Origin of the sequence: Pseudoalteromonas sp. UCD-33C (genome assembly GCF_001306895.1) — a bacterium.
GTDB lineage: Bacteria > Pseudomonadota > Gammaproteobacteria > Enterobacterales > Alteromonadaceae > Pseudoalteromonas.
In genome coordinates, this window is sequence record NZ_LJTB01000002.1 from 464,356 (window position 1) to 485,126 (window position 20,771).

A 20,771-nucleotide genomic window follows, 5' to 3' on the forward strand; every position below is an offset into this window, starting at 1 on the left:
TTTTTTGAGAAATCACTATGTCATATACAACTTTTAGCCGAAATCATAATAACCAATTACAAGAACCGATGTTTTTCGGCCAAACGGTAAACGTGTCACGTTACGACCAACAAAAGTACCCTATCTTCGAAAAGCTAATTGAAAAGCAACTTTCGTTCTTTTGGCGTCCTGAAGAAGTTGATGTAAGTAAAGACCGTCTTGACTTCCAAGCGTTACCAGAGCACGAAAAGCACATCTTTTTAAGCAACTTAAAATATCAAACGCTACTTGATAGTGTGCAAGGTCGTTCGCCTAACGTTGCGTTACTACCTATTGTGTCTATTCCTGAGCTAGAAACTTGGATTGAAACATGGGCGTTCAGTGAAACTATTCACAGCCGTTCATACACGCACATTATTCGTAACGTTACGCAATCTCCTGAACTTATTTTTGACGATATCGTAAGCAACGAGAAAATCAGTGAGCGTGCTGATGCGGTAACTAAGTACTACGATGATTTAATCAGCATGATTTCTGTTTACAACCTATACGGTGAAGGTAAACATGTGATCAACGGTGAAGAAGTTAAAATCAGCTTATTTGACCTTAAAAAGCAACTTTACCTAGCAATGATGTCGGTTAACATCTTAGAAGCGATTCGTTTCTATGTAAGCTTTGCTTGTTCATTTGCTTTCGCTGAGCGTGAATTAATGGAAGGTAATGCAAAAATCATCAAGCTAATCGCCCGTGATGAAGCGTTACACTTATCTGGTACACAGCACATCTTGAACATTATGCAAGAAGGTAAAGACGACCCAGAAATGGCAATCGTTGCAGCACAATGTCGTGAAGAAGCAATTCAGATGTTTGTTGAAGCAGCAGAACAAGAAAAAGATTGGGCAGAATACCTGTTCAAAGATGGTTCTATGATTGGTCTTAACAAAGATATCTTATGCCAATACGTTGAATACATCACTAATGCACGTATGACTGCGGTAGGCCTACCTGCACAGTTCGAAAGTAAGAGTAACCCTATTCCGTGGATCAACTCTTGGTTAGTATCAGACAACGTTCAAGTTGCTCCACAAGAAGCTGAAATCAGCTCTTACCTTGTTGGTCAAATTGACTCTCAAGTTGATGCATCTGACTTTGGTGACTTCGACCTGTAATGAGCTCAAACAACACTGCAGAGGTTATCCTTGCAGGAACAGACAGCCAGAATCTTGAATTTGATTCTGGCTGTTCATCTCTCCTTGAATGCCTAGAACAAAACAAAATAGATGTACCCTACCAATGCCGTGAAGGTTATTGTGGCGCTTGCCGTGCAAAATTAGTCGAAGGTGATGTGATCTACAATCAAGAGCCGCTTGCGTTCGTTCGAACAGGCGAAGTGTTGCTGTGTTGTAGTAAACCCAATGGAAAGATAAAAATTGAGCTTTAATGCCAAATAAGCTCACTGGTTTGGTAGAAATTTTCTTTATCTGACACACTCACCATTTGCTGATCAATCGTAACATCCCACTGTAAGTTTTTAGTTAGATGACTCGCTAATTGCTCAATGAAATTGTCATCAAACGCAATTAAATGACCATTATTGATAAGTTCTAACTGGTGTTCATTTTCTTTAAGCCAATCGTTATTTAAGGTTGTCACGACCCATAGCTCATCAACCCGCTTTGCAATTTTGTTGAGCTGTAAAATATCAGGTTGGTCAACAGCAAGCCATGTATGATAATGGTCATCAAGCGCTTTTATTGATACATCTGGTTCAGCATGACTGAACCTTGCATTCAATATGGCTGTTTCGTTGTGTGAAAATAAGCAATAACTTAAAAGCTTGAGTACAAAGTGTTGATAGCTTTCACGACGGTCACAAGCAGTGGTAAACACCTCTTTGTGATTACGATGCTCTCTTAAATCAGCAATGGTAAAATTTGCTTTGAATACCCTATTTTTATCAGACATAAGATTTGGCCATCTCAGTGTAACAGTCTAAGTATAGTGTATGGTGTTAAAATCGCGACTTAGGTAAAGTTATAGTATAACGTTATTGCAGTTAAAAAATTGCAGTGTTATATTATATCACCACACTCAACAACAAACTTAGAAGTAGTAATGATGAAACAAGTTTCAATTCTTTCTAGTGCTGTTGCCGCTGCGCTGTTTTCTCAATCAACAATGGCTGCTGTGATCACAGGTCAAGTATTAGATAAAAACCAACAACCTATCAGCAATGCTGAAATACATGTACACGGCAAATCACAAAGCGTTGTCACTGACAAACAAGGTCAGTTTAAAATTGATGTAGACAATAAAGGTCAGCTTCACATCAGTAAAAACAATTTCATCGATAAGCGTGTTGCTATTAATGGCGAAGACCAAAATGTTGTGGTTACGCTTACACCAACATCGGTTGAAACTGTTGTTGTTTATGCATCAGCACTTCATAAAAATAGTCTTGAAATGATTTCGCCAGTGAATGTTTTAGCCGGTGATGAGTTAAAAGATAAAGCAAAACCGACATTAGGCGAAACACTAAAAGGTTTACCGGGCGTTAATGCTAGCTACTTTGGCCCAGTTTCATCAAGCCCTATTATTCGTGGTTTAGATGGTCCGCGTGTGAAGATCACCCAAAATGGCCTTGATAGCAGTGATGCATCTCGTATCGGCCCTGACCACGCAACATCAAATGACAGCCTAGCAGCAGAGCAAATCGAAGTACTTCGCGGCCCTGCTACCCTACTTTATGGCTCTGGTGCTATCGGTGGTGTGGTGAACGTTGTTGATAACCGTATTCCTACCGATAACATTGACTCTTTAACCGGTGCTGCACAATACACACACGATACAGTATCAAATACAAACACTTATGCTGCAAAACTTGAAACCGGTAATGATGGTTTCAACTTCCATTTCGATGGTACAAAGCGCAAAGGTCACGATTATGACACGCCAAACTTCGAGCTTCCTGAGGAACATGAAGAGCACGAGGAGCATGAAGGTGAAGAGCATGAAGAACACGAAACAGCTAATAGCGTAGAAAACACCTTTATCGATAGCCAAACAGTTAACTTTGGTACTAGTTACGTAGGCGATCACCTAACGCTAGGTGTGTCATTCGGTCGCATCGAAACAGATTATGGCATTCCTGCTCATGAGCATCATCATCATGAAGAAGAGGAAGATCATGATGAAGGTGAAGAAGAGCACGAAGAATCAGTATTTGCACAGCTAGAGCAAGACCGCTGGCAAGGTTACATGAGCTATGCACTTCATGATAACTGGATTGAAAATATCTCACTACGCGTTGGCTACACAGACTACAAACACGCTGAAATTGAAGATGGTGCAGTGGGCACGGTGTTTACAAACAAAACAACCGAAGCACGTGCAACTGTTGAGCACAAGTTAGGCCTTTGGCACGGTATGGCTGGTTATCACTACACTGAGTCTGACTATGATGCAGATGGTGAAGAAGCCTTTACGCCAGCAAGTGTTACTAAAACAAACGCGTTATTCGTTCTTGAAGAACGCCAGTTTGGTGATGTGACCGTTGAGCTAGGTGCACGCCTTGAAGATTACCAAATCGACTCTGCTGTAAGCATGGCTGAGCATCATCACGATCATGAAGAGGAAGAAGAGCACCATGACGAAGAAGAAGCTGAAATCATTAACTACAGTGAAGATTTCACAAACTTAAGCTTATCTGCAGGTGCAATTTGGCAATATCAAGAAGGCCAAAGTGTTGCTTTAAGTGTATCTCGTTCAGAACGTGCGCCACTAAGTGCGGAATTACTATCAAACGGCATTCATATCGCAACAGGCACTTACGAGCTAGGTCTTGGTTATCATATTGAAGATGGCGAAATTCATTTTGAGCCAGAAGATATCGAGCAAGAAACTGCAACGAACTTTGATTTAAGTTTCCGCCGCTTTATTGGTGACTTTGGTTACACAGTTAACTTCTTCTATAACGACATTGAAAACTATTACTACCAGCAAAACACCGGTTTAGTTTTTGATGAAGAGCATGGCTTAGAATCAGCAGCTGATGCAGATGAAGATGCAATGGCGGTTTACCAATTTACAAGTAAAGATGCGAAATTATACGGTATTGAGTTTGACGTACATTATCAAGTGACGCCAAGTGCGCTAGTTAAAGTGTTTGGTGATTCAACAACGGCTAAGCTAAAAGATGATGAAGGTTACTTACCTCGTATCCCTGCTAATAAACTGGGTTCTGAATTACAGTACACAGTGTCTGATTGGAAGTTTAGCCTAACCGGTACTCATTATTTTGAGCAGTCTGACATTACAGCTTACGAGACAAAAACTGACGGCTATACCCTATTTGATGCATCAGCTAACTACCAACTTGACTTAGGTCCTGTTGATACACAGCTTTACATCAATGTTGACAACTTAACCGATGAACTTGGTTTCGTACACAGCTCATTCATTAAAGAAAAAGCACCACTACCTGGTCGTAACTTCAGCTTGGGTATTCGCGGTTATTTCTAATCGCTTTTAATAGTTATAAAAAAACCCTTTCACTTTTAAAGTGAAAGGGTTTTTTATTAAGCATAGAAACTAAGTAAAATTAGCTATTAGCCCTTTTGTTCAATCTTTGCCCATGAATCACGAAGACCCACAGTTTGATTGAATACTAAGGTTTCTGCTTTGCTATCACGACAGAAGTAACCTGTACGCTCAAACTGGAAGCCCTGCTCTGCTTGTGCATTTGCAAGTGATGGCTCAACTTTCGCATTTTCAAGAACCACAAGTGATTCAGGGTTTAGTGTTGCGTTAAAGTCTTCTGCTGCCGCTGGGTTTGGCACGTTAAATAAACGGTCGTATAAACGAACTTCAGCTGTGATAGATTCACTCGCTGATACCCAGTGAATTACACCTTTAACTTTACGGCCATCGCTTGGGTTTTTACCCAGAGTTTCAGGATCATAAGAGCAGAAGATAGTCGTAATTTCGCCGTTTTCGTCTTTTTCAACGCGCTCAGCTTTAATTACATAAGCACCACGTAAACGTACTTCTTTATCAAGAACTAAACGCTTAAACTTATTGTTTGCTTCTTCACGGAAGTCTTCACGCTCGATATAAAGTTCACGAGTGAAAGGTACGTCACGGCGACCCATCTCTTCTTTATTCGGGTGATTAGCTACAGATAACGTTTCTACTTTATCTGCGTCATAGTTTTCGATAACAATCTTCACAGGATCAAGAACAGCCATTGCACGAGGTGCATGCTCATTTAGGTCTTCACGGATACAGGCTTCTAGCATACCCATTTCAACCATGTTCTCTTGTTTAGTGATACCGATACGAGAACAGAACTCACGTACTGATGCAGGTGTATAACCACGACGACGTAAACCAGCAATCGTTGGCATACGTGGGTCGTCCCAGCCTTCAACATGACCATTTACCACTAAGTCGTTTAATTTACGCTTAGACATAATGGTGTACTCAAGATTTAATCGTGAGAACTCGATTTGTTGCGGATGACACTCAAGGCTGATGTTATCTAATACCCAATCGTATAAGCGACGGTTATCTTGGAACTCAAGCGTACATAATGAATGTGTAATACCTTCTAGCGCATCTGAAATACAGTGCGTGAAGTCGTACATTGGGTAAATGCACCACTTGTCACCTGTTTGGTGGTGATGAGCAAAACGTACACGGTAAATAATCGGATCACGCAGTACCATGAATGAGCTTGCCATATCAATTTTAGCACGCAGTACACACTCACCTTCTTTGAATTCGCCATTACGCATTTTTTCGAATAACGCTAGGTTTTCTTCAACTGGCGTATCACGGTATGGGCTGTTTTTACCTGGCTCTTTTAAAGTACCACGGTATTCACGGGCTTGATCTGGCGATAAGAAACACACATATGCTAGGCCTTTTTCGATAAGCTCAACAGCATAGCCATATAACGCATCGAAATAGTTAGATGAATATTTAATTTCACCATCCCACTGGAAACCTAACCATTGCACATCTTCTTTAATCGAGTTTACGTAGTTGATGTCTTCTTTTTCTGGATTCGTATCATCAAAACGTAAGTTACAAAGACCTTGATAATCTTGGGCGATACCAAAATTTAAACAAATAGACTTTGCATGACCAATGTGTAAAAAACCGTTTGGTTCTGGTGGAAAACGCGTGTGTGTAGTCGCATGCTTACCGCTTGCTAGATCTTCGTCGATACGCGTTCTAATAAAGTTACTTGGGCGATTCTCAATTTCCGCCATAGGAGCATAATCCTCTGAATATTGCATGGTGACAAAACTAATGCATTATTACAAAAACAAACCCTAACATACAGTGGTTGCATCATGTTTATTGAAGATATTACGTCGAATGTTGAATACATAGTTCACAGACTCGGCAAAATCGGTAAAAAAATTGTTCTAACGCAATAAAATGATCATTGACTAGCGATATAGTGCCGTCAGTTTCACTACCAATAAGGAAAAAAGATGGCTTCGCTCAATCAACATCGAGTCTATATTCCAAGCTCAGCACGTGCAAACCAGTATGTGTTAGTTGAATTTAAACCTACTGATGAGTTTTTTGCCCAGTTCACCAATGTGAGCTGTGCTTATAAGCGTCTTGCAAGGGAGTTATTTGCACTATGTGATGAGTATGAATTACATAATGTACACCTAATCGCCAACGATAAACTGCCAGTGGTTCGTTACCATGATGAGGCATATAGCTTAGAAACCGCTAAGCAAATTTTGTTTTTCTATAACCCACAATACCATGAAGCACATAATGTATTTGCTGATGGTGAGCAAAAATGCAAAAAAATTCGTTTATTATTCTTAGCGACCGGTGAAGATATTCGCGCTCATGCGGCTAGTTTTCATCATAATGTGCAAAGAGTGATCAACTCACTACAAGAAAAACTACTAAGCGGCCAACCACCTCTTAAAATTCGTGACCACCAACATCTCACTTATGATTTATTTGCTAAGGCTAAAGGTCACAAAGAAAGCTATGGCTATAAATTACGTAGCTTATATCCACGTTACCAGTCTCGCCAATGTCATTTACCAAATGAACACAGTGAGATGACATACGCTGGGTTTTCGATTCCAGTAACCCGAGCCATTAAAACGCAATTTCAGCATATGCTGAACGAAGAGAATTATACGCAGTTTTATCAATATATCTTTGATGCGTTCAAACGAGCATGTGATAAACGCGGATTAACACTCGGCGCTTTCATCGCTAACGGTACTCGCCCTATTGTTCGTAATAGCAATATTGATAACGCACAAAGTAACAGCGAACTGCAAAAACTAACCTTTGATTGCAGCTCTGAACAGGTGCAATTACAACAGTATTGGGATGCAGATCAACTTGTAGATTCACTACATTTTGTGATTGCCGCAGCCGATAAAGACAAGCATGACATTGGTTATGGTAAGTTTATGAATCAAGTGCAAAGTGCGATAAATGAAGTTACTGACGAGCTGGCATTTAATCCAACTCGCCAAGATTTACGCGTGCGTTTTTATCAGCACATTAACTATCAATATTAAGAGTATAACCAAGCCCCCTCAAGATGCTGAAACTCGCACCGTGAGGATGTTTGGGTATATAAGAGGTGACGCATGCGTCACCTCTTATTTCCTAGCTTAGTTAAATCTAGACGCAATACTTTAGAGCGGCGTTCATGGTTATAAAGCGCTTTTTTCTTCGCAGGTAGTTCATCAACTGTCACTATTTCAAAACTTTGCTCTAAAAACCAGTGAATGCTGCGTGTGGTGAGAGCAAATAAATGCGAATAACCCGCACGTTTAGCCTTATTAATAATAAACCTCAGTAGATAACTGCCGCGATCAGCATCTCGGTACTGAGGGTGAACAGCCAAACTTGCAAACTCCCCCACTTGTTCGTCGGCAAACGGATACAAAGCAGCACAGGCTATAATAAGACCATCACGCTCAATAACCGTAAATTGTTCAATTTCAATTTCTAGCTGTTCACGAGAGCGGCGCACCAAATAGCCTTGCTGTTCAAGGGGTCTAATAAGGTTAATGATTCCGGTAATATCAGCAATACTAGCACTTCGTAATTGCTCAGAGCTTTGCGGAGCGATTTGTGTACCAATACCATCTAAAGAGAACAGCTCTTGTAATAGTGCACCATCTTCTTTGTAGCTAACAAGATGGCAACGATGTACACCACCTCGACAAGCATCAATTGCAGCTTGTAAGAAAACAGTGGCGCTTACACATGAATCTGGTTGCTTGCGATAGTTTACTAGTAGCTGCTCAGCTTCATTTGGCATTAGCTCTGCAATCGCCTCACCATTTTCATCCAAAATACCGGCTTCTTTACAAAAGCCAAGCATTTTATCGGCGCGTAGTTTGAGAGCTACTTGCGTAGCAATTTCTTCAGCAGTTAAGTTAAAACTTTCACCTGTAACAGAAGCCGCTATTGGCCCAAGCAGAACAATTCCGTTGTTATCTAACTGGTGGCGAATACCCGCAACATCGATACGTCTCACTCTACCTGAATGATGATAGTCAACACCTTCATCAACACCTAAAGGCTGAGCAATAACAAAGTTGCCACTCACCACATTTAAAAATGAGCCAGACATAGGTGTACTACTTAAAGACGTAGATAAACGCGCGGTTATATCGAACTGCATTGCACCCGCAACTTTTTTAATCACATCAAATGTTGCGTTATCAGTTACCCGTATCTCATTATGAAATTGACTAGTTATGCCAACTTGTTCAAGCGCTGCGTTAAACTGTGGGCGAGCACCAAACACTAAAACAATCTTAATACCAAGACTAGTTAATAGCGCGACATCGTTGATGATGCTACGACAACCAGACTGATCGATCGCCTCTCCGCCAAGCATAACAACGAATGTTTTACCGCGGTGAGCATTAACGTATGGGGTTGACTGGCGAAATCCATCTACCAATTCTGTGGTACGCACGTAATATTTACCTTATTAAAGTCGAATGTTTTAATAAAAAAAGATATACAAGCCACAAGTGTAGAGAATTTATATTCACAAATAAAGCATTATTATTCTTAATTTATGATTGGAATTTTCTTGCCGGGTAGAAGGATGTGATAGATACAAAAAAGGCCCGCATAAGCGAGCCTTTTTTAAGAGATTAGAACTGATTACCAGCCTGTTTTCTCTTTAAGTGCATTACCGATATCAGCTAATGAACGTACAGTTTTTACGCCAGCAGCTTCTAATGCAGCAAATTTCTCATCAGCAGTACCTTTACCGCCTGCGATGATTGCACCAGCGTGACCCATACGCTTACCTGGAGGTGCAGTAACACCCGCAATGTAAGAAACAACTGGTTTAGTCACGTTGTGCTTGATGTATTCTGCAGCTTCTTCTTCTGCAGTACCACCGATTTCACCGATCATAACGATAGCTTCAGTTTGCTCGTCTTTTTCGAACATTTCTAAAACGTCGATGAAGTTAGTGCCAGGGATTGGGTCACCACCGATACCAACACATGTTGATTGGCCGAAACCAGCGTCAGTAGTTTGCTTAACCGCTTCGTAAGTAAGAGTACCAGAACGTGATACGATACCTACTTTACCAGGCTTGTGGATGTGGCCAGGCATGATACCGATCTTAGTTTCACCCGGAGTGATAACACCTGGGCAGTTAGGACCGATCATACGAACACCAGTTTCATCAAGCTTAACTTTAACGTCAACCATGTCTAGTGTTGGGATACCTTCAGTGATACAAACGATTAGCTCGATGCCAGCATCGATAGCTTCTAAGATTGCATCTTTACAGAAAGGTGCTGGTACGTAGATAACTGATGCAGTTGCGCCAGTTGCTTCAACAGCGTCACGTACTGTGTTGAATACTGGAAGACCAAGGTGCGTTTGACCGCCTTTACCTGGGCTTACACCACCAACCATTTGTGTACCGTACTCAAGCGCTTGCTCAGAGTGGAAAGTACCTTGGCCACCTGTGAAACCTTGACAGATAACTTTTGTATCTTTATTGATTAATACAGACATTATTTGCCCTCCGCAGCAGCAACAACTTTTTCAGCTGCGTCTGTTAGTGATTCAGCAGCGATGATGTTAAGGTCAGAACTAGCTAGTACTTCACGACCAAGTTCAGCGTTAGTACCTTCTAAACGTACTACTACAGGAACGTTAACACCTACTTCTTTAACTGCGCCGATGATACCTTCTGCGATCATGTCACAACGTACGATACCACCAAAGATATTAACTAAAACAGCTTTAACGTTGTCGTCAGATAAGATGATCTTGAATGCTTCAGATACACGCTCTTTAGTTGCACCGCCACCAACATCTAGGAAGTTAGCTGGCTTGCCACCGTGTAGGTTTACGATGTCCATAGTTCCCATTGCTAGGCCTGCACCGTTAACCATACAACCAACGTTACCGTCTAGTGCAACGTAGTTAAGCTCGAAGCTTGCAGCGTGAGCTTCACGCGCATCTTCTTGTGAAGGATCGTGCATTTCACGGATTTTAGGTTGACGGTAAAGCGCGTTACCATCTACACCGATTTTACCGTCTAGACAGTGAAGGTTACCTTCGTCTGTGATTACTAGCGGGTTGATTTCTAATAGAGCGAAATCGAAATCGTTGAACATGTTAGCAAGACCCATGAAGATCTTAACGAACTGTTTCATTTGAGTAGGGTTTAAACCTAGTTTGAAGCCTAACTCACGAGCTTGGTAAGCTTGAGGACCAACTAGTGGATCGATCTCAGCTTTGTGAATTAGTTCTGGAGTTTCTTCTGCAACTTGCTCGATTTCAACACCACCTTCAGTAGATGCCATGAAAACAACTTTACGAGAAGCACGATCTACTACAGCGCCAAGGTATAATTCGTTAGCGATGTCAGTGCAGCTTTCAACAAGAATTTTTGATACTGGCTGACCATTTTCGTCTGTTTGGTAAGTAACTAAGTTTTTACCTAACCAGTTCGCAGCGAACTCTTTAACTTCGTCAGTTGTTTTAACTAGCTTAACACCGCCAGCTTTACCACGGCCACCTGCGTGAACCTGTGTTTTAACAACCCACATATCACCGCCGATTTTCTCAGCAGCTGCTGCAGCTTCTTCAGGTGTATCGCAAGCGAAACCTTGAGAAACTGGTAAACCATATTCGGCAAAAAGTTGTTTTGCCTGATACTCATGCAAATTCATGATGCTTTATCCAATTTTTTATACTAAAAGAGCTGAATATTTATGCAAAATAAACAGCTATCCCAAATTGCGCACTTAGTATAAATCCCAAGGCTCCACATGAAAACCCCAGTTAGACCAAAGGCGCAAAAAAAAAGCTGTGAACGAGGTTCACAGCTTAGTTTTCATACAACCAGATTAAACATCTAGTAGTAAACGAGTCGGATCTTCAAGTAACTCTTTAATTGTTACTAAGAAACCTACTGATTCTTTACCATCGATTTGGCGGTGATCATAAGATAACGCTAAGTACATCATAGGTAAGATTTCAACTTTACCATTTACAGCCATAGGACGCTCTTGGATTTTGTGCATACCTAAGATTGAAGACTGTGGTAAGTTGATGATTGGTGTAGATAGTAATGAACCGAATACACCACCGTTAGTGATAGTGAAGTTACCACCTGTCATGTCATCAATTGATAATTTACCGTCACGACCTTTAAGCGCTAGCTCACGGATACCTTTTTCGATTTCAGCAACTGATAGCTTGTCACAGTCTTTAAGAACTGGAGTAACAAGACCACGTGGTGTAGAAACCGCGATGCTGATGTCGAAGTAGTTGTGATAAACAATATCATCACCGTCGATAGACGCATTTACTTCAGGGAAACGCTTAAGTGCTTCAGTAACTGCTTTCACGTAGAAAGACATGAAGCCTAAACGGATACCGTGACGCTTTTCGAATACTTCTTGGTACTGCTTACGAAGGTCCATGATTGGCTTCATGTTAACTTCGTTGAAAGTCGTTAACATTGCAGTTGAGTTTTTCGCTTCAAGAAGACGATTAGCGATTGTTTTACGTAAACGAGTCATAGGAACACGTTTTTGTGTACGGTCACCCATAGGTGCTGCTGGCGCTGCTGCTTCCGCTTTAGGAGCTGCTGCCGGTGCTTTTAAGAATGTATCAACATCTTCTTTAGTTACACGGCCATTTTTGCCAGTACCTTTGATTTTTGATGCATCAAGGCCTTTCTCAGCGATTAAACGACGAACTGACGGCGTTAATACGTCAGAGCTGTCATTTGATTCGCTTGCTGGTGCTGCTTCAGCTTTAGGAGCTGCTGCTGCCGGTGCTGCACCCGCTTTAACTGTACCAATTACTTGCTCACCAAGTACTGTTTCGCCTTCAGCGTGAATGTGCTCACCCATGATACCGTCTTCTTGAGCAACAACTTCAAGAACAACTTTATCAGTTTCGATGTCAACAAGGTTTTGGTCGCGAGTTACCGCTTCACCTGGTTGAACGTGCCAAGTAGCAATTGTCGCGTCTGCGACTGATTCTGGAAGTACAGGTACTTTAATGTCCACTTCTTTACCTTCTGATGCTGGTGCTGATTGCGCCGCTGGCGCGTCTTCTGATTTAGCTGGTGCAGAGTCGTCACTTGCTGGTGTAGCATCTGCATCACCAAGTAATGCAATTACTTGTTCGCCAAGTACCGTTGCACCTTCTTCTTGTGAAATTTCAGTGATTACACCGTCATTTGGTGCAACAACTTCTAAAACAACTTTATCTGTTTCAATATCTACTAAGTTTTGGTCGCGGCTTACTTTGTCGCCAACACTTACGTGCCAAGTTGCAACTGTAGCATCAGCAACCGACTCAGGAAGTACAGGAACTTTAATTTCTGTGCTCATTGCTTATCCTTTCTTTTCAATAGTAAGCGCATCTGCAATTAGCGCTTGTTGTTCTTTATTATGCACTGACATGTAACCACACGCTGGTGATGCTGATGCTTTACGACCTGCGTAAGTTAATTTAGCACCGGCTGGGATTGCGTCAACAAAGTGGTGTTGAGAACAATACCATGCACCTTGGTTTTGCGGCTCTTCTTGACACCAAACAAAATCTTTAACGTGTTGGTAACGCTGCATGATTGTATCCATCTCAGCGTGTGGGAATGGATATAATTGTTCTACACGAACAATAGCAATGTTATTTAATTCTTGCTTACGACGCTCTTGTAGTAGTTCGTAGTAAACTTTACCGCTACAGAATACAACGCGTTCTACTTTATCTGCTGCAATATCATCGATTTCATCGATCATATTGTGGAACACACCTTCAGATAACTCTTCAAGTGAAGATGTTGCCAACGGGTGACGAAGTAGCGACTTAGGCGTCATAACAATCAATGGACGACGAAGTGGACGTACAGATTGACGACGAAGCATTGCATAAACTTGCGCAGGTGTTGAAGGAACACATACTTGCATGTTGTGATCAGCACACAACTGTAAGAAACGCTCTAAACGTGCCGAGCTATGCTCAGGACCTTGACCTTCATAACCATGTGGAAGTAAACATGTAAGACCACATAAACGGCCCCATTTCTGCTCACCTGAACTTAAGAATTGGTCAAATACAACTTGTGCACCGTTAGCGAAGTCACCAAATTGTGCTTCCCACATTACAAGTGACGTAGGCTCAGCTGTTGCGTAACCATATTCAAATGCAAGTACTGCTTCTTCAGAAAGAACTGAGTCATATACTTCAAATGCACCTTGCTTTTCGCTGATATTTTGCAGCGGCAAGTATGTTGATGCGTCAGTTTGGTTATGAACAACAGCATGACGGTGGAAGAATGTACCACGACCTGAATCTTGACCTGTTAAACGGATATCAGTACCCGCATCAACAAGCGTTGCATAAGCAAGTGTTTCAGCCATACCCCAATCAAGTGGTTTTTCACCTGTTGCCATTAGCTTACGGTCGTCGTAGATTTTCTTAACGCGCGACTGTGCTTTGTGGCTTTCTGGGAAGCTTGCTACTTTTTCACCAAGCTCTTTTAACTTCTCAACCGACACTGTTGCATCGTACTCAACATCCCAATCATGACCAACAAACTTAGCCCAATCAGAAGAGTGCGATGTTTCTAGTTGAATTTCTTCAACAACACAGTTGCCTTTGTCTAAACCGTTACGGTAATCATCAGCAAGTGCTTTAACTTCATTTTCTGAGAATGAACCTTCAGCAACTAATTGATCTGCGTAAATTAGACGAGGTACTGGATGCTTTTTGATTTTTTGGTACATAAGTGGTTGAGTCGCGTTCGGCTCATCCGCTTCGTTATGACCATGACGGCGATAACATACTAAATCAATCACTACATCACGTTTAAACTGGTTTCTGAAATCAAGTGCAATTTGAGTTACAAATGCAACCGCTTCAGGATCGTCAGAGTTAACGTGGAAAATTGGTGCCTGAACCATTTTTGCAATATCAGTACAGTATGGTGTAGAACGTACATCAGACTGTTTAGACGTTGTGAAACCAACTTGGTTATTTACAACGATACGGATACTACCACCACAACTAAATGCATTAGTTTGCGATAAGTTAAATGTTTCTTGTACAACACCTTGACCTGCGATTGCAGAGTCACCGTGAATAGTAATTGGTAATGCTTTAATACCTGACTTATCACCTAGACGGTCTAAACGAGCACGTACCGAACCCATAACCACTGGGTTAACGATTTCTAAGTGAGACGGGTTAAATGCAAGTGCCATGTGCACGTTGCCACCGTTAGTAGCAAAGTCAGATGAATAACCCATGTGATATTTAACATCACCTGAGCTTAATGTGTCTTTGTGTTTACCAGCGAACTCATCGAATAATTCTGATGGGTTTTTACCTAAAACGTTCACTAGTACGTTCAAGCGACCGCGGTGAGCCATACCAATAACAGCTTCTTTTTGTCCGCTTTCACCTGCACGATGAATTAGTTCTTTAAGCATTGGTACTAATGCGTCACCACCTTCAAGTGAGAAACGTTTTGCACCAGGGAACTTAGCCCCTAAATATTTTTCAAGGCCATCTGCAGCTGTTAATCCTTTAAGGATACGTAGCTTTTCTTCTTTAGAGAACGTTGGACGTGATTGCACTGATTCTAAACGTTGTTGTAACCAACGTTTTTCTTCAGTTGAAGTGATGTGCATATACTCAGCACCTACCGACCCACAATAAGTCGTTTTGAGTGCTTGATATAGCTCACCTAATGGCATGGTTTCGCGACCGACAGCAAACGAACCCACATTGAATTCACGGTCAAAATCAGCTTCAGATAAATCGTGGTACTCTAATTCTAGATCACGAACACGTTCGCGTTGCCAAATACCTAATGGATCTAGGTTGGCATTTTGGTGACCACGGAAACGGAAAGCATTAATAAGTTGTAGCACCTTGACCTGTTTAGGATCGCCAGAGCCACCCTCTGCTACCACTACTTCTCTATGCTTGTTTTTAGCAAGCTGTGCAAATTGTGAACGAACTTCTGAATGTTTAACGTCAACATCCACACCATCAACTTTTGGTAATTGTTCGAACACTTCTCGCCATTCTTCTGGCACAGAAGTCGCATCATCTAAGTACGCTTCATAAAGCTCTTCTACGTAAGCAACGTTACCGCCGTTTAAGTGAGAAGATTCTAGCCATGCCTTCATCACACCTTCGTGCATTTATAAGCCCTTTTCTTTAGCGCAGAAATTAATTGTTGTAAAAACAAGGTGGTTAATCACTTAACCACCTTACATATTCAAGCTTTAAACAGCGCGGTTTAAAAGCATTGATTTGATTTGTCCAATTGCTTTGGTCGGGTTAAGACCTTTTGGACACACGCTAACACAGTTCATGATACTGTGACAACGGAACACGCTGAACGCATCGTCAAGGTCAGCAAGACGCTCTTCAGTAGCTGTATCGCGGCTATCAGCCAAGAAACGATAAGCATGAAGAAGACCCGCAGGACCGATGAACTTGTCTGGATTCCACCAGAACGAAGGACACGATGTTGAACAACATGCACATAAGATACACTCATATAAGCCATCTAACTTATCACGTTCTTCGATTGACTGAAGACGCTCACCCGCCGCAGGCGTGTCGTTGATTAGGTAAGGCTTAACTTTTTCGTATTGAGTGTAGAACTGACTCATGTCAATAACAAGGTCACGTACCACTGGTAAACCTGGTAAAGGACGAATTACGATTTTACCTTTGCCACCTTTAAGTAGCGTTGATAAAGGGGTAATACACGCTAAACCGTTTTTACCATTCATGTTGATACCGTCTGAACCACACACACCTTCACGGCATGAACGACGGAATGATAATGTTGGATCTTGCTCTTTTAATTGCATAAGCGCATCCAATACCATCATATCTTGGCCTTCTTGCGTTTCTAGCGAGAAGTCCTGCATACGTGGTGCATTATCAACATCTGGATTGTAACGATAAACCGAAAATTGTACTTGTGCCATCGTCTCGCTCCTAGTATGTACGTGCTTTAGGTGGGAAAGCTTCACGCAGTTTCGGCGCGTAGTTTACTTCACGTTTTGTCATTTCATCTGTAACTGGGTTATAGATAGAGTGACATAGCCAGTTATCGTCATCACGATCTGGGAAGTCAAAACGAGAGTGTGCACCACGGCTTTCTGTACGGAAGTTTGCAGCTACTGCTGTTGAGTATGCTGTTTCCATCAAGTTATCAAGCTCTAGACATTCGATACGTGCAGTGTTGAACTCAGTCGACTTGTCGTCAAGACGAGCGTACTGAAGACGTTCACGAATTTCTTTAAGCTCTTTAAGACCTGTTGCCATTGCATCACCTTCACGGAATACCGAGAAGTTAAGTTGCATACACATTTGAAGGTCTTTCTTGATTTGTACTGGGTCTTCACCTTGGCCAGCTTTAGAGTTTTCCCAACGGTTAAAGCGTGCAAGTGATGCTTCTAGGTCTGAATCAGACGCATCTTTACCTGCTTCAACACCGTTAAGGTACTTACCTAAGAAGTTACCAGCTGCGCGGCCGAATACAACTAAGTCAAGTAGTGAGTTACCACCTAGGCGGTTAGCACCGTGTACAGATACACATGCAATCTCACCAACAGCGAATAAACCTTCAACTACTTTCTCTTGGCCGTTTGCATCAATTTGTAATGCTTGACCATTTACGTTAGTTGGAACACCACCCATCATGTAGTGACATGTTGGGATAACTGGAATTGGTTCTTTAGCTGGATCAACGTGTGCGAATGTTTTCGCAAGGTCACATACACCTGGAAGACGTAAGTTAAGTGTTTCTTCACCTAAGTGGTCAAGCTTAAGCTTGATGTGTGGACCGTAAGGACCATCACAACCACGACCTTCACGGATCTCAGTCATCATTGAACGAGCAACAACGTCACGAGACGCTAAGTCTTTAGCATTTGGTGCGTAACGTTCCATGAAGCGTTCGCCGTCTTTATTTAGAAGGTAACCACCTTCACCACGACAACCTTCAGTTACAAGTACACCGGCACCGGCGATACCTGTTGGGTGGAACTGCCACATTTCCATATCTTGCATTGCAACACCAGCACGTGTAGCCATACCAACACCGTCACCAGTATTGATGTGTGCATTCGTTGTCGATGCGTAGATACGGCCTGCACCACCTGTTGCTAAAACAACAGCTTTTGATTTGAAGTAAACAACTTCGCCAGACTCGATGTCGATTGCTGTACAACCAACAACGTGACCGTCGCTGTTTTTAACTAAATCTAGTGCGTACCACTCAGAGAATACGTTAGTTTTGTTTTTAACGTTCTGTTGGTATAAACAGTGTAATAGCGCGTGACCAGTACGGTCAGCTGCTGCAGCTGTACGTGCAGCCTGTTCACCACCAAAGTTTTTCGACTGACCGCCGAAAGGACGTTGGTAAACACGGCCATTTTCAAAACGAGAAAATGGTAAACCCATGTTTTCTAATTCAGTAATAGCCTCTGGGCCTGTTTTACACATATATTCGATAGCGTCTTGGTCACCGATGAAATCGGAACCTTTAACCGTATCGTACATGTGCCATTCCCAGTTATCTTCATGTGAGTTACCCAGAGCAACCGTAATACCACCCTGTGCAGACACAGTGTGAGAACGTGTAGGGAAAACTTTTGAGATAAGTGCACAGGTTTTGCCTGATTCAGTGATAGCTAGTGCTGCGCGCATACCCGCACCACCGGCACCAATCACTACTGCGTCAAATTCACGAACAGAATAATTCACTTAAACACCCCATAAAACGATTAGACCAATTGCTACGTAAGCAACAGCCATAAGGTTTAATACAAAGCCTAAAACAGCACGTAATTTAGCGCATTTAACATAGTCAGTAAGAACTTGCCAAAGGCCGATACGGGTGTGAACCATGATGCAAACTAGGGTGATTAAGGTAAACCCTTTCATTGCTAGGTTAGAGAATAGGCCTTGCCAGGCTTCGAAAGTGACTTCTGGCGTACATAAAAAATAGCCGATAATAAAAATCGCGTAAGCGCTGATTATTAATGCTGTTGCACGTAGTGATACGAAATCTTGTACACCATCACGTTTAAGAGTTGCTTGATTTAAAACCATATCCACACTCCTGCTAGAATTGCAGCTACAACACCTAAAGCTAATGCAACTTTAGCGCTGAAGTTACCTGATTCAAGTTCTTCCCAGTGACCCATGTCCATAATGATATGACGGATACCACCGATTAAGTGATACGCCAATACAGAAATGGTGCCCCATGCTATGAATTTGGCAATGAATCCGCTGAACAGACCCTTGACGAATTCAAAACCTTCTGCAGAAGAAAGAGACTCAGACCAAGCCCAAATGACAAACGTTAAAGCAAAAAATAATGCTACACCGGTGACGCGGTGAAAAATTGATGCTTTAGCCGTTGCCGGCATAGATATAGTTGTTAGATCTAGATTTACAGGTCTTTGCTTTTTCACAGTTACTTGCCCATCTTGCCCACTAAGGAGCTCATCTACTTGTTTTTCTAAAACCCATCAAAATGAATTTCGATGGAACTATCTAAGTAAACCGTGTTGATACACAAAAAGTTCACACTTATGCAAAACTCAAATGTAAAAATAAAGTTTACCTACAGACAATACGGTATAAAACCTTGGATAGTATATATAGCCAAAGGTCTTTTTACAATTCTTGTTTAGTAAGAGACGTTTGCGAATTAGCCAATAGTATAATATTTAATCCTGACAGAATATTTATTATCCATTTGTGCATAATGTTTATAAAAATTGACTTTATACCCCTCTTTCACGTTAAAATGAAAAGAATGTGCTTAAACAGATTCAGAACATAACAATCAGAGTTGTTATCTTAATAGGAGATAAATAGATGGCGGATAAGAAAGCCACGGTCCATATTGATGGTCTTGATCCAATCGAACTTCCAATTTACCAAGGCACTGCTGGCCAAGATGTAATCGACGTACGTACGTTAGGTTCACACGGTCACTTCACTTACGACCCAGGTTTCATGTCGACCGGTTCTTGTGAATCTTCAATCACTTACATCGATGGCGGCAAAGGTGTTTTATTACACCGTGGTTACCCAATCGAGCAATTAGCTGATGAATCAAACTACATCGAGCTTTGCTACTTACTATTAAACGGCGAATTACCGACTAAAGAACAATACGAAGCGTTTGCTCAAGAAATCACGCACAACACAATGCTTGATACTAAAATCGCAAACTTCTTCCAAGGTTTCCGCTTTGACGCTCACCCAATGGCAATGCTGTGTGGTGTTGTAGGTGCTCTTTCTTCTTTCTACCACGAAGATTTAGACATCACTGACGCAACACAACGTAAAACAAGCGCAATCAAGCTAGTTGCTAAATTACCAACTATCGCTGCGATGGCTTACAAATACAATGTAGGTCAACCGTTTGTTTACCCGCGTAACGACCTAAGCTTCGCTGAAAACTTCTTACACATGATGTTCTCAGTACCAGCTGAAGAATACAAAGTAAGCCCTGTTCTTGCTAAAGCAATGGACAAAATCTTCATGCTTCACGCTGACCACGAGCAAAACGCATCAACGTCAACTGTTCGTCTAGCAGGTTCTTCAGGTGCTAACCCTTACGCGTGTATCGCGGCTGGTATCGCATCTCTATGGGGCCCTGCGCACGGTGGTGCTAACGAAGCATGTCTTAACATGTTAGAAGAAATCGGCTCTGTTGACCGTATCGACGAGTATGTTGCTAAAGCGAAAGATAAGTCTGATCCTTTCCGTCTTATGGGCTTTGGTCACCGTGTATACAAAAACTTCGACCCACGTGCGACAGTAATGCGTCAAACATGTCACGAAGTACTTGCTGAGCTAAACATTCAAGATCCACTTCTTGATATCGCTATGAAGCTTGAGCAAATTGCACTTGAAGACCCATACTTTGTTGAGAAGAAACTTTACCCTAACGTAGATTTCTACTCAGGTATCATCTTAAAAGCAATCGGTATTCCAACAAGCATGTTCACTGTAATCTTTGCAATGTCACGTACTGTTGGTTGGATCTCTCACTGGGATGAGATGCTTTCTCAACCTGGTCACAAGATCAGCCGTCCTCGTCAGTTATACACTGGTGAAACTTCACGCGATTACGTACCAACAGACAAGCGTTAATACGAATTTGCGTTTAAAAAAGGCCGCTATGCGGCCTTTTTTGTTGCCCTGCACTTGTCTATTTGTGCAAA

At 41.9% G+C, this 20,771-nt stretch carries 16 protein-coding genes; 5 read left to right on the plus strand and 11 right to left on the minus strand.

Annotated elements, in window-relative coordinates; all coding sequences use genetic code 11:
* Window positions 1–17 precede the first annotated feature (17 nt).
* Both nrdB and yfaE read left to right on the plus strand, forming a co-directional pair.
* The gene (gene nrdB, locus AOG26_RS05395) at window positions 18–1,148 is read left to right on the plus strand and encodes a class Ia ribonucleoside-diphosphate reductase subunit beta (RefSeq protein WP_054561558.1); all 1,131 of its coding nucleotides are present in this window, start codon (window positions 18–20) and stop codon (window positions 1,146–1,148) included.
* Window positions 1,148–1,420: a class I ribonucleotide reductase maintenance protein YfaE gene (yfaE, locus tag AOG26_RS05400; RefSeq protein WP_054561559.1), complete on the plus strand. Its 273-nt coding sequence runs from the start codon at window positions 1,148–1,150 to the stop codon at window positions 1,418–1,420. Before nrdB ends, yfaE begins: the two co-directional genes overlap by 1 nt.
* Here the strand turns inward: yfaE and AOG26_RS05405 are convergent.
* On the minus strand, window positions 1,417–1,944 hold the full coding sequence (locus AOG26_RS05405; protein WP_054561560.1) for a YaeQ family protein: 528 nt from the start codon (window positions 1,942–1,944) through the stop codon (window positions 1,417–1,419). The genes yfaE and AOG26_RS05405 overlap by 4 nt on opposite strands.
* 153 nt (window positions 1,945–2,097) lie before the next feature.
* Here AOG26_RS05405 and AOG26_RS05410 point away from each other — a divergent pair, with 153 nt between their 5' ends.
* Window positions 2,098–4,500 (plus strand): TonB-dependent receptor, encoded by a 2,403-nt coding sequence (locus AOG26_RS05410; RefSeq protein WP_054561561.1) that lies wholly within the window; start codon window positions 2,098–2,100, stop codon window positions 4,498–4,500.
* 86 nt (window positions 4,501–4,586) lie between these two features.
* On the opposite strand, the gene glnS is transcribed toward AOG26_RS05410, so the two are convergent.
* Window positions 4,587–6,254 (minus strand): glutamine--tRNA ligase, encoded by a 1,668-nt coding sequence (gene glnS / locus AOG26_RS05415; RefSeq protein ID WP_054561562.1) that lies wholly within the window; start codon window positions 6,252–6,254, stop codon window positions 4,587–4,589.
* Between the two features lie 228 nt (window positions 6,255–6,482).
* On the opposite strand from glnS, the gene AOG26_RS05420 reads away from it, so the two are divergent.
* Window positions 6,483–7,553, plus strand: a complete 1,071-nt coding sequence (locus tag AOG26_RS05420) for a DUF3083 family protein (RefSeq protein WP_054561563.1) — start codon at window positions 6,483–6,485, stop codon at window positions 7,551–7,553.
* A 77-nt stretch (window positions 7,554–7,630) separates the two neighbouring features.
* On the opposite strand, the gene argA is transcribed toward AOG26_RS05420, so the two are convergent.
* From argA to sdhC, 9 genes are all read right to left on the minus strand, one after another.
* Entirely contained in the window at window positions 7,631–8,971 is a 1,341-nt protein-coding gene (gene argA / locus AOG26_RS05425) for an amino-acid N-acetyltransferase (RefSeq protein ID WP_054561564.1), read from the minus strand.
* A 194-nt stretch (window positions 8,972–9,165) separates the two neighbouring features.
* Window positions 9,166–10,038, minus strand: a complete 873-nt coding sequence (gene sucD / locus AOG26_RS05430; protein WP_054561565.1) for a succinate--CoA ligase subunit alpha — start codon at window positions 10,036–10,038, stop codon at window positions 9,166–9,168.
* Window positions 10,038–11,204 carry an ADP-forming succinate--CoA ligase subunit beta gene (gene sucC, locus AOG26_RS05435; RefSeq protein WP_054561566.1) on the minus strand — a complete coding sequence of 389 codons (1,167 nt, stop codon included), beginning with the start codon at window positions 11,202–11,204 and terminating at the stop codon, window positions 10,038–10,040. Before sucC ends, sucD begins: the two co-directional genes overlap by 1 nt.
* A gap of 177 nt (window positions 11,205–11,381) precedes the next feature.
* Complete coding sequence (gene odhB, locus AOG26_RS05440; protein WP_054561567.1) at window positions 11,382–12,881, minus strand: 2-oxoglutarate dehydrogenase complex dihydrolipoyllysine-residue succinyltransferase; 1,500 nt, start codon at window positions 12,879–12,881, stop codon at window positions 11,382–11,384.
* A gap of 3 nt (window positions 12,882–12,884) precedes the next feature.
* The gene (locus AOG26_RS05445) at window positions 12,885–15,704 is read right to left on the minus strand and encodes a 2-oxoglutarate dehydrogenase E1 component (protein ID WP_054561568.1); all 2,820 of its coding nucleotides are present in this window, start codon (window positions 15,702–15,704) and stop codon (window positions 12,885–12,887) included.
* A gap of 84 nt (window positions 15,705–15,788) precedes the next feature.
* Window positions 15,789–16,505: a succinate dehydrogenase iron-sulfur subunit gene (locus tag AOG26_RS05450; RefSeq protein ID WP_054551369.1), complete on the minus strand. Its 717-nt coding sequence runs from the start codon at window positions 16,503–16,505 to the stop codon at window positions 15,789–15,791.
* Window positions 16,506–16,515: 10 nt separating this feature from the next.
* Complete coding sequence (gene sdhA, locus AOG26_RS05455; RefSeq protein WP_054561569.1) at window positions 16,516–18,288, minus strand: succinate dehydrogenase flavoprotein subunit; 1,773 nt, start codon at window positions 18,286–18,288, stop codon at window positions 16,516–16,518.
* The gene (sdhD, locus tag AOG26_RS05460; protein WP_054551371.1) at window positions 18,289–18,636 is read right to left on the minus strand and encodes a succinate dehydrogenase, hydrophobic membrane anchor protein; all 348 of its coding nucleotides are present in this window, start codon (window positions 18,634–18,636) and stop codon (window positions 18,289–18,291) included. It lies immediately after the preceding gene.
* Window positions 18,627–19,004 (minus strand): succinate dehydrogenase, cytochrome b556 subunit, encoded by a 378-nt coding sequence (gene sdhC, locus AOG26_RS05465; RefSeq protein ID WP_082401567.1) that lies wholly within the window; start codon window positions 19,002–19,004, stop codon window positions 18,627–18,629. The genes sdhD and sdhC overlap by 10 nt, the downstream gene beginning before the upstream one ends.
* 409 nt (window positions 19,005–19,413) lie before the next feature.
* Between sdhC and AOG26_RS05470 the strand changes: the two genes are divergently transcribed.
* Entirely contained in the window at window positions 19,414–20,700 is a 1,287-nt protein-coding gene (locus AOG26_RS05470) for a citrate synthase (protein WP_054551373.1), read from the plus strand.
* Window positions 20,701–20,771 lie beyond the last annotated feature (71 nt).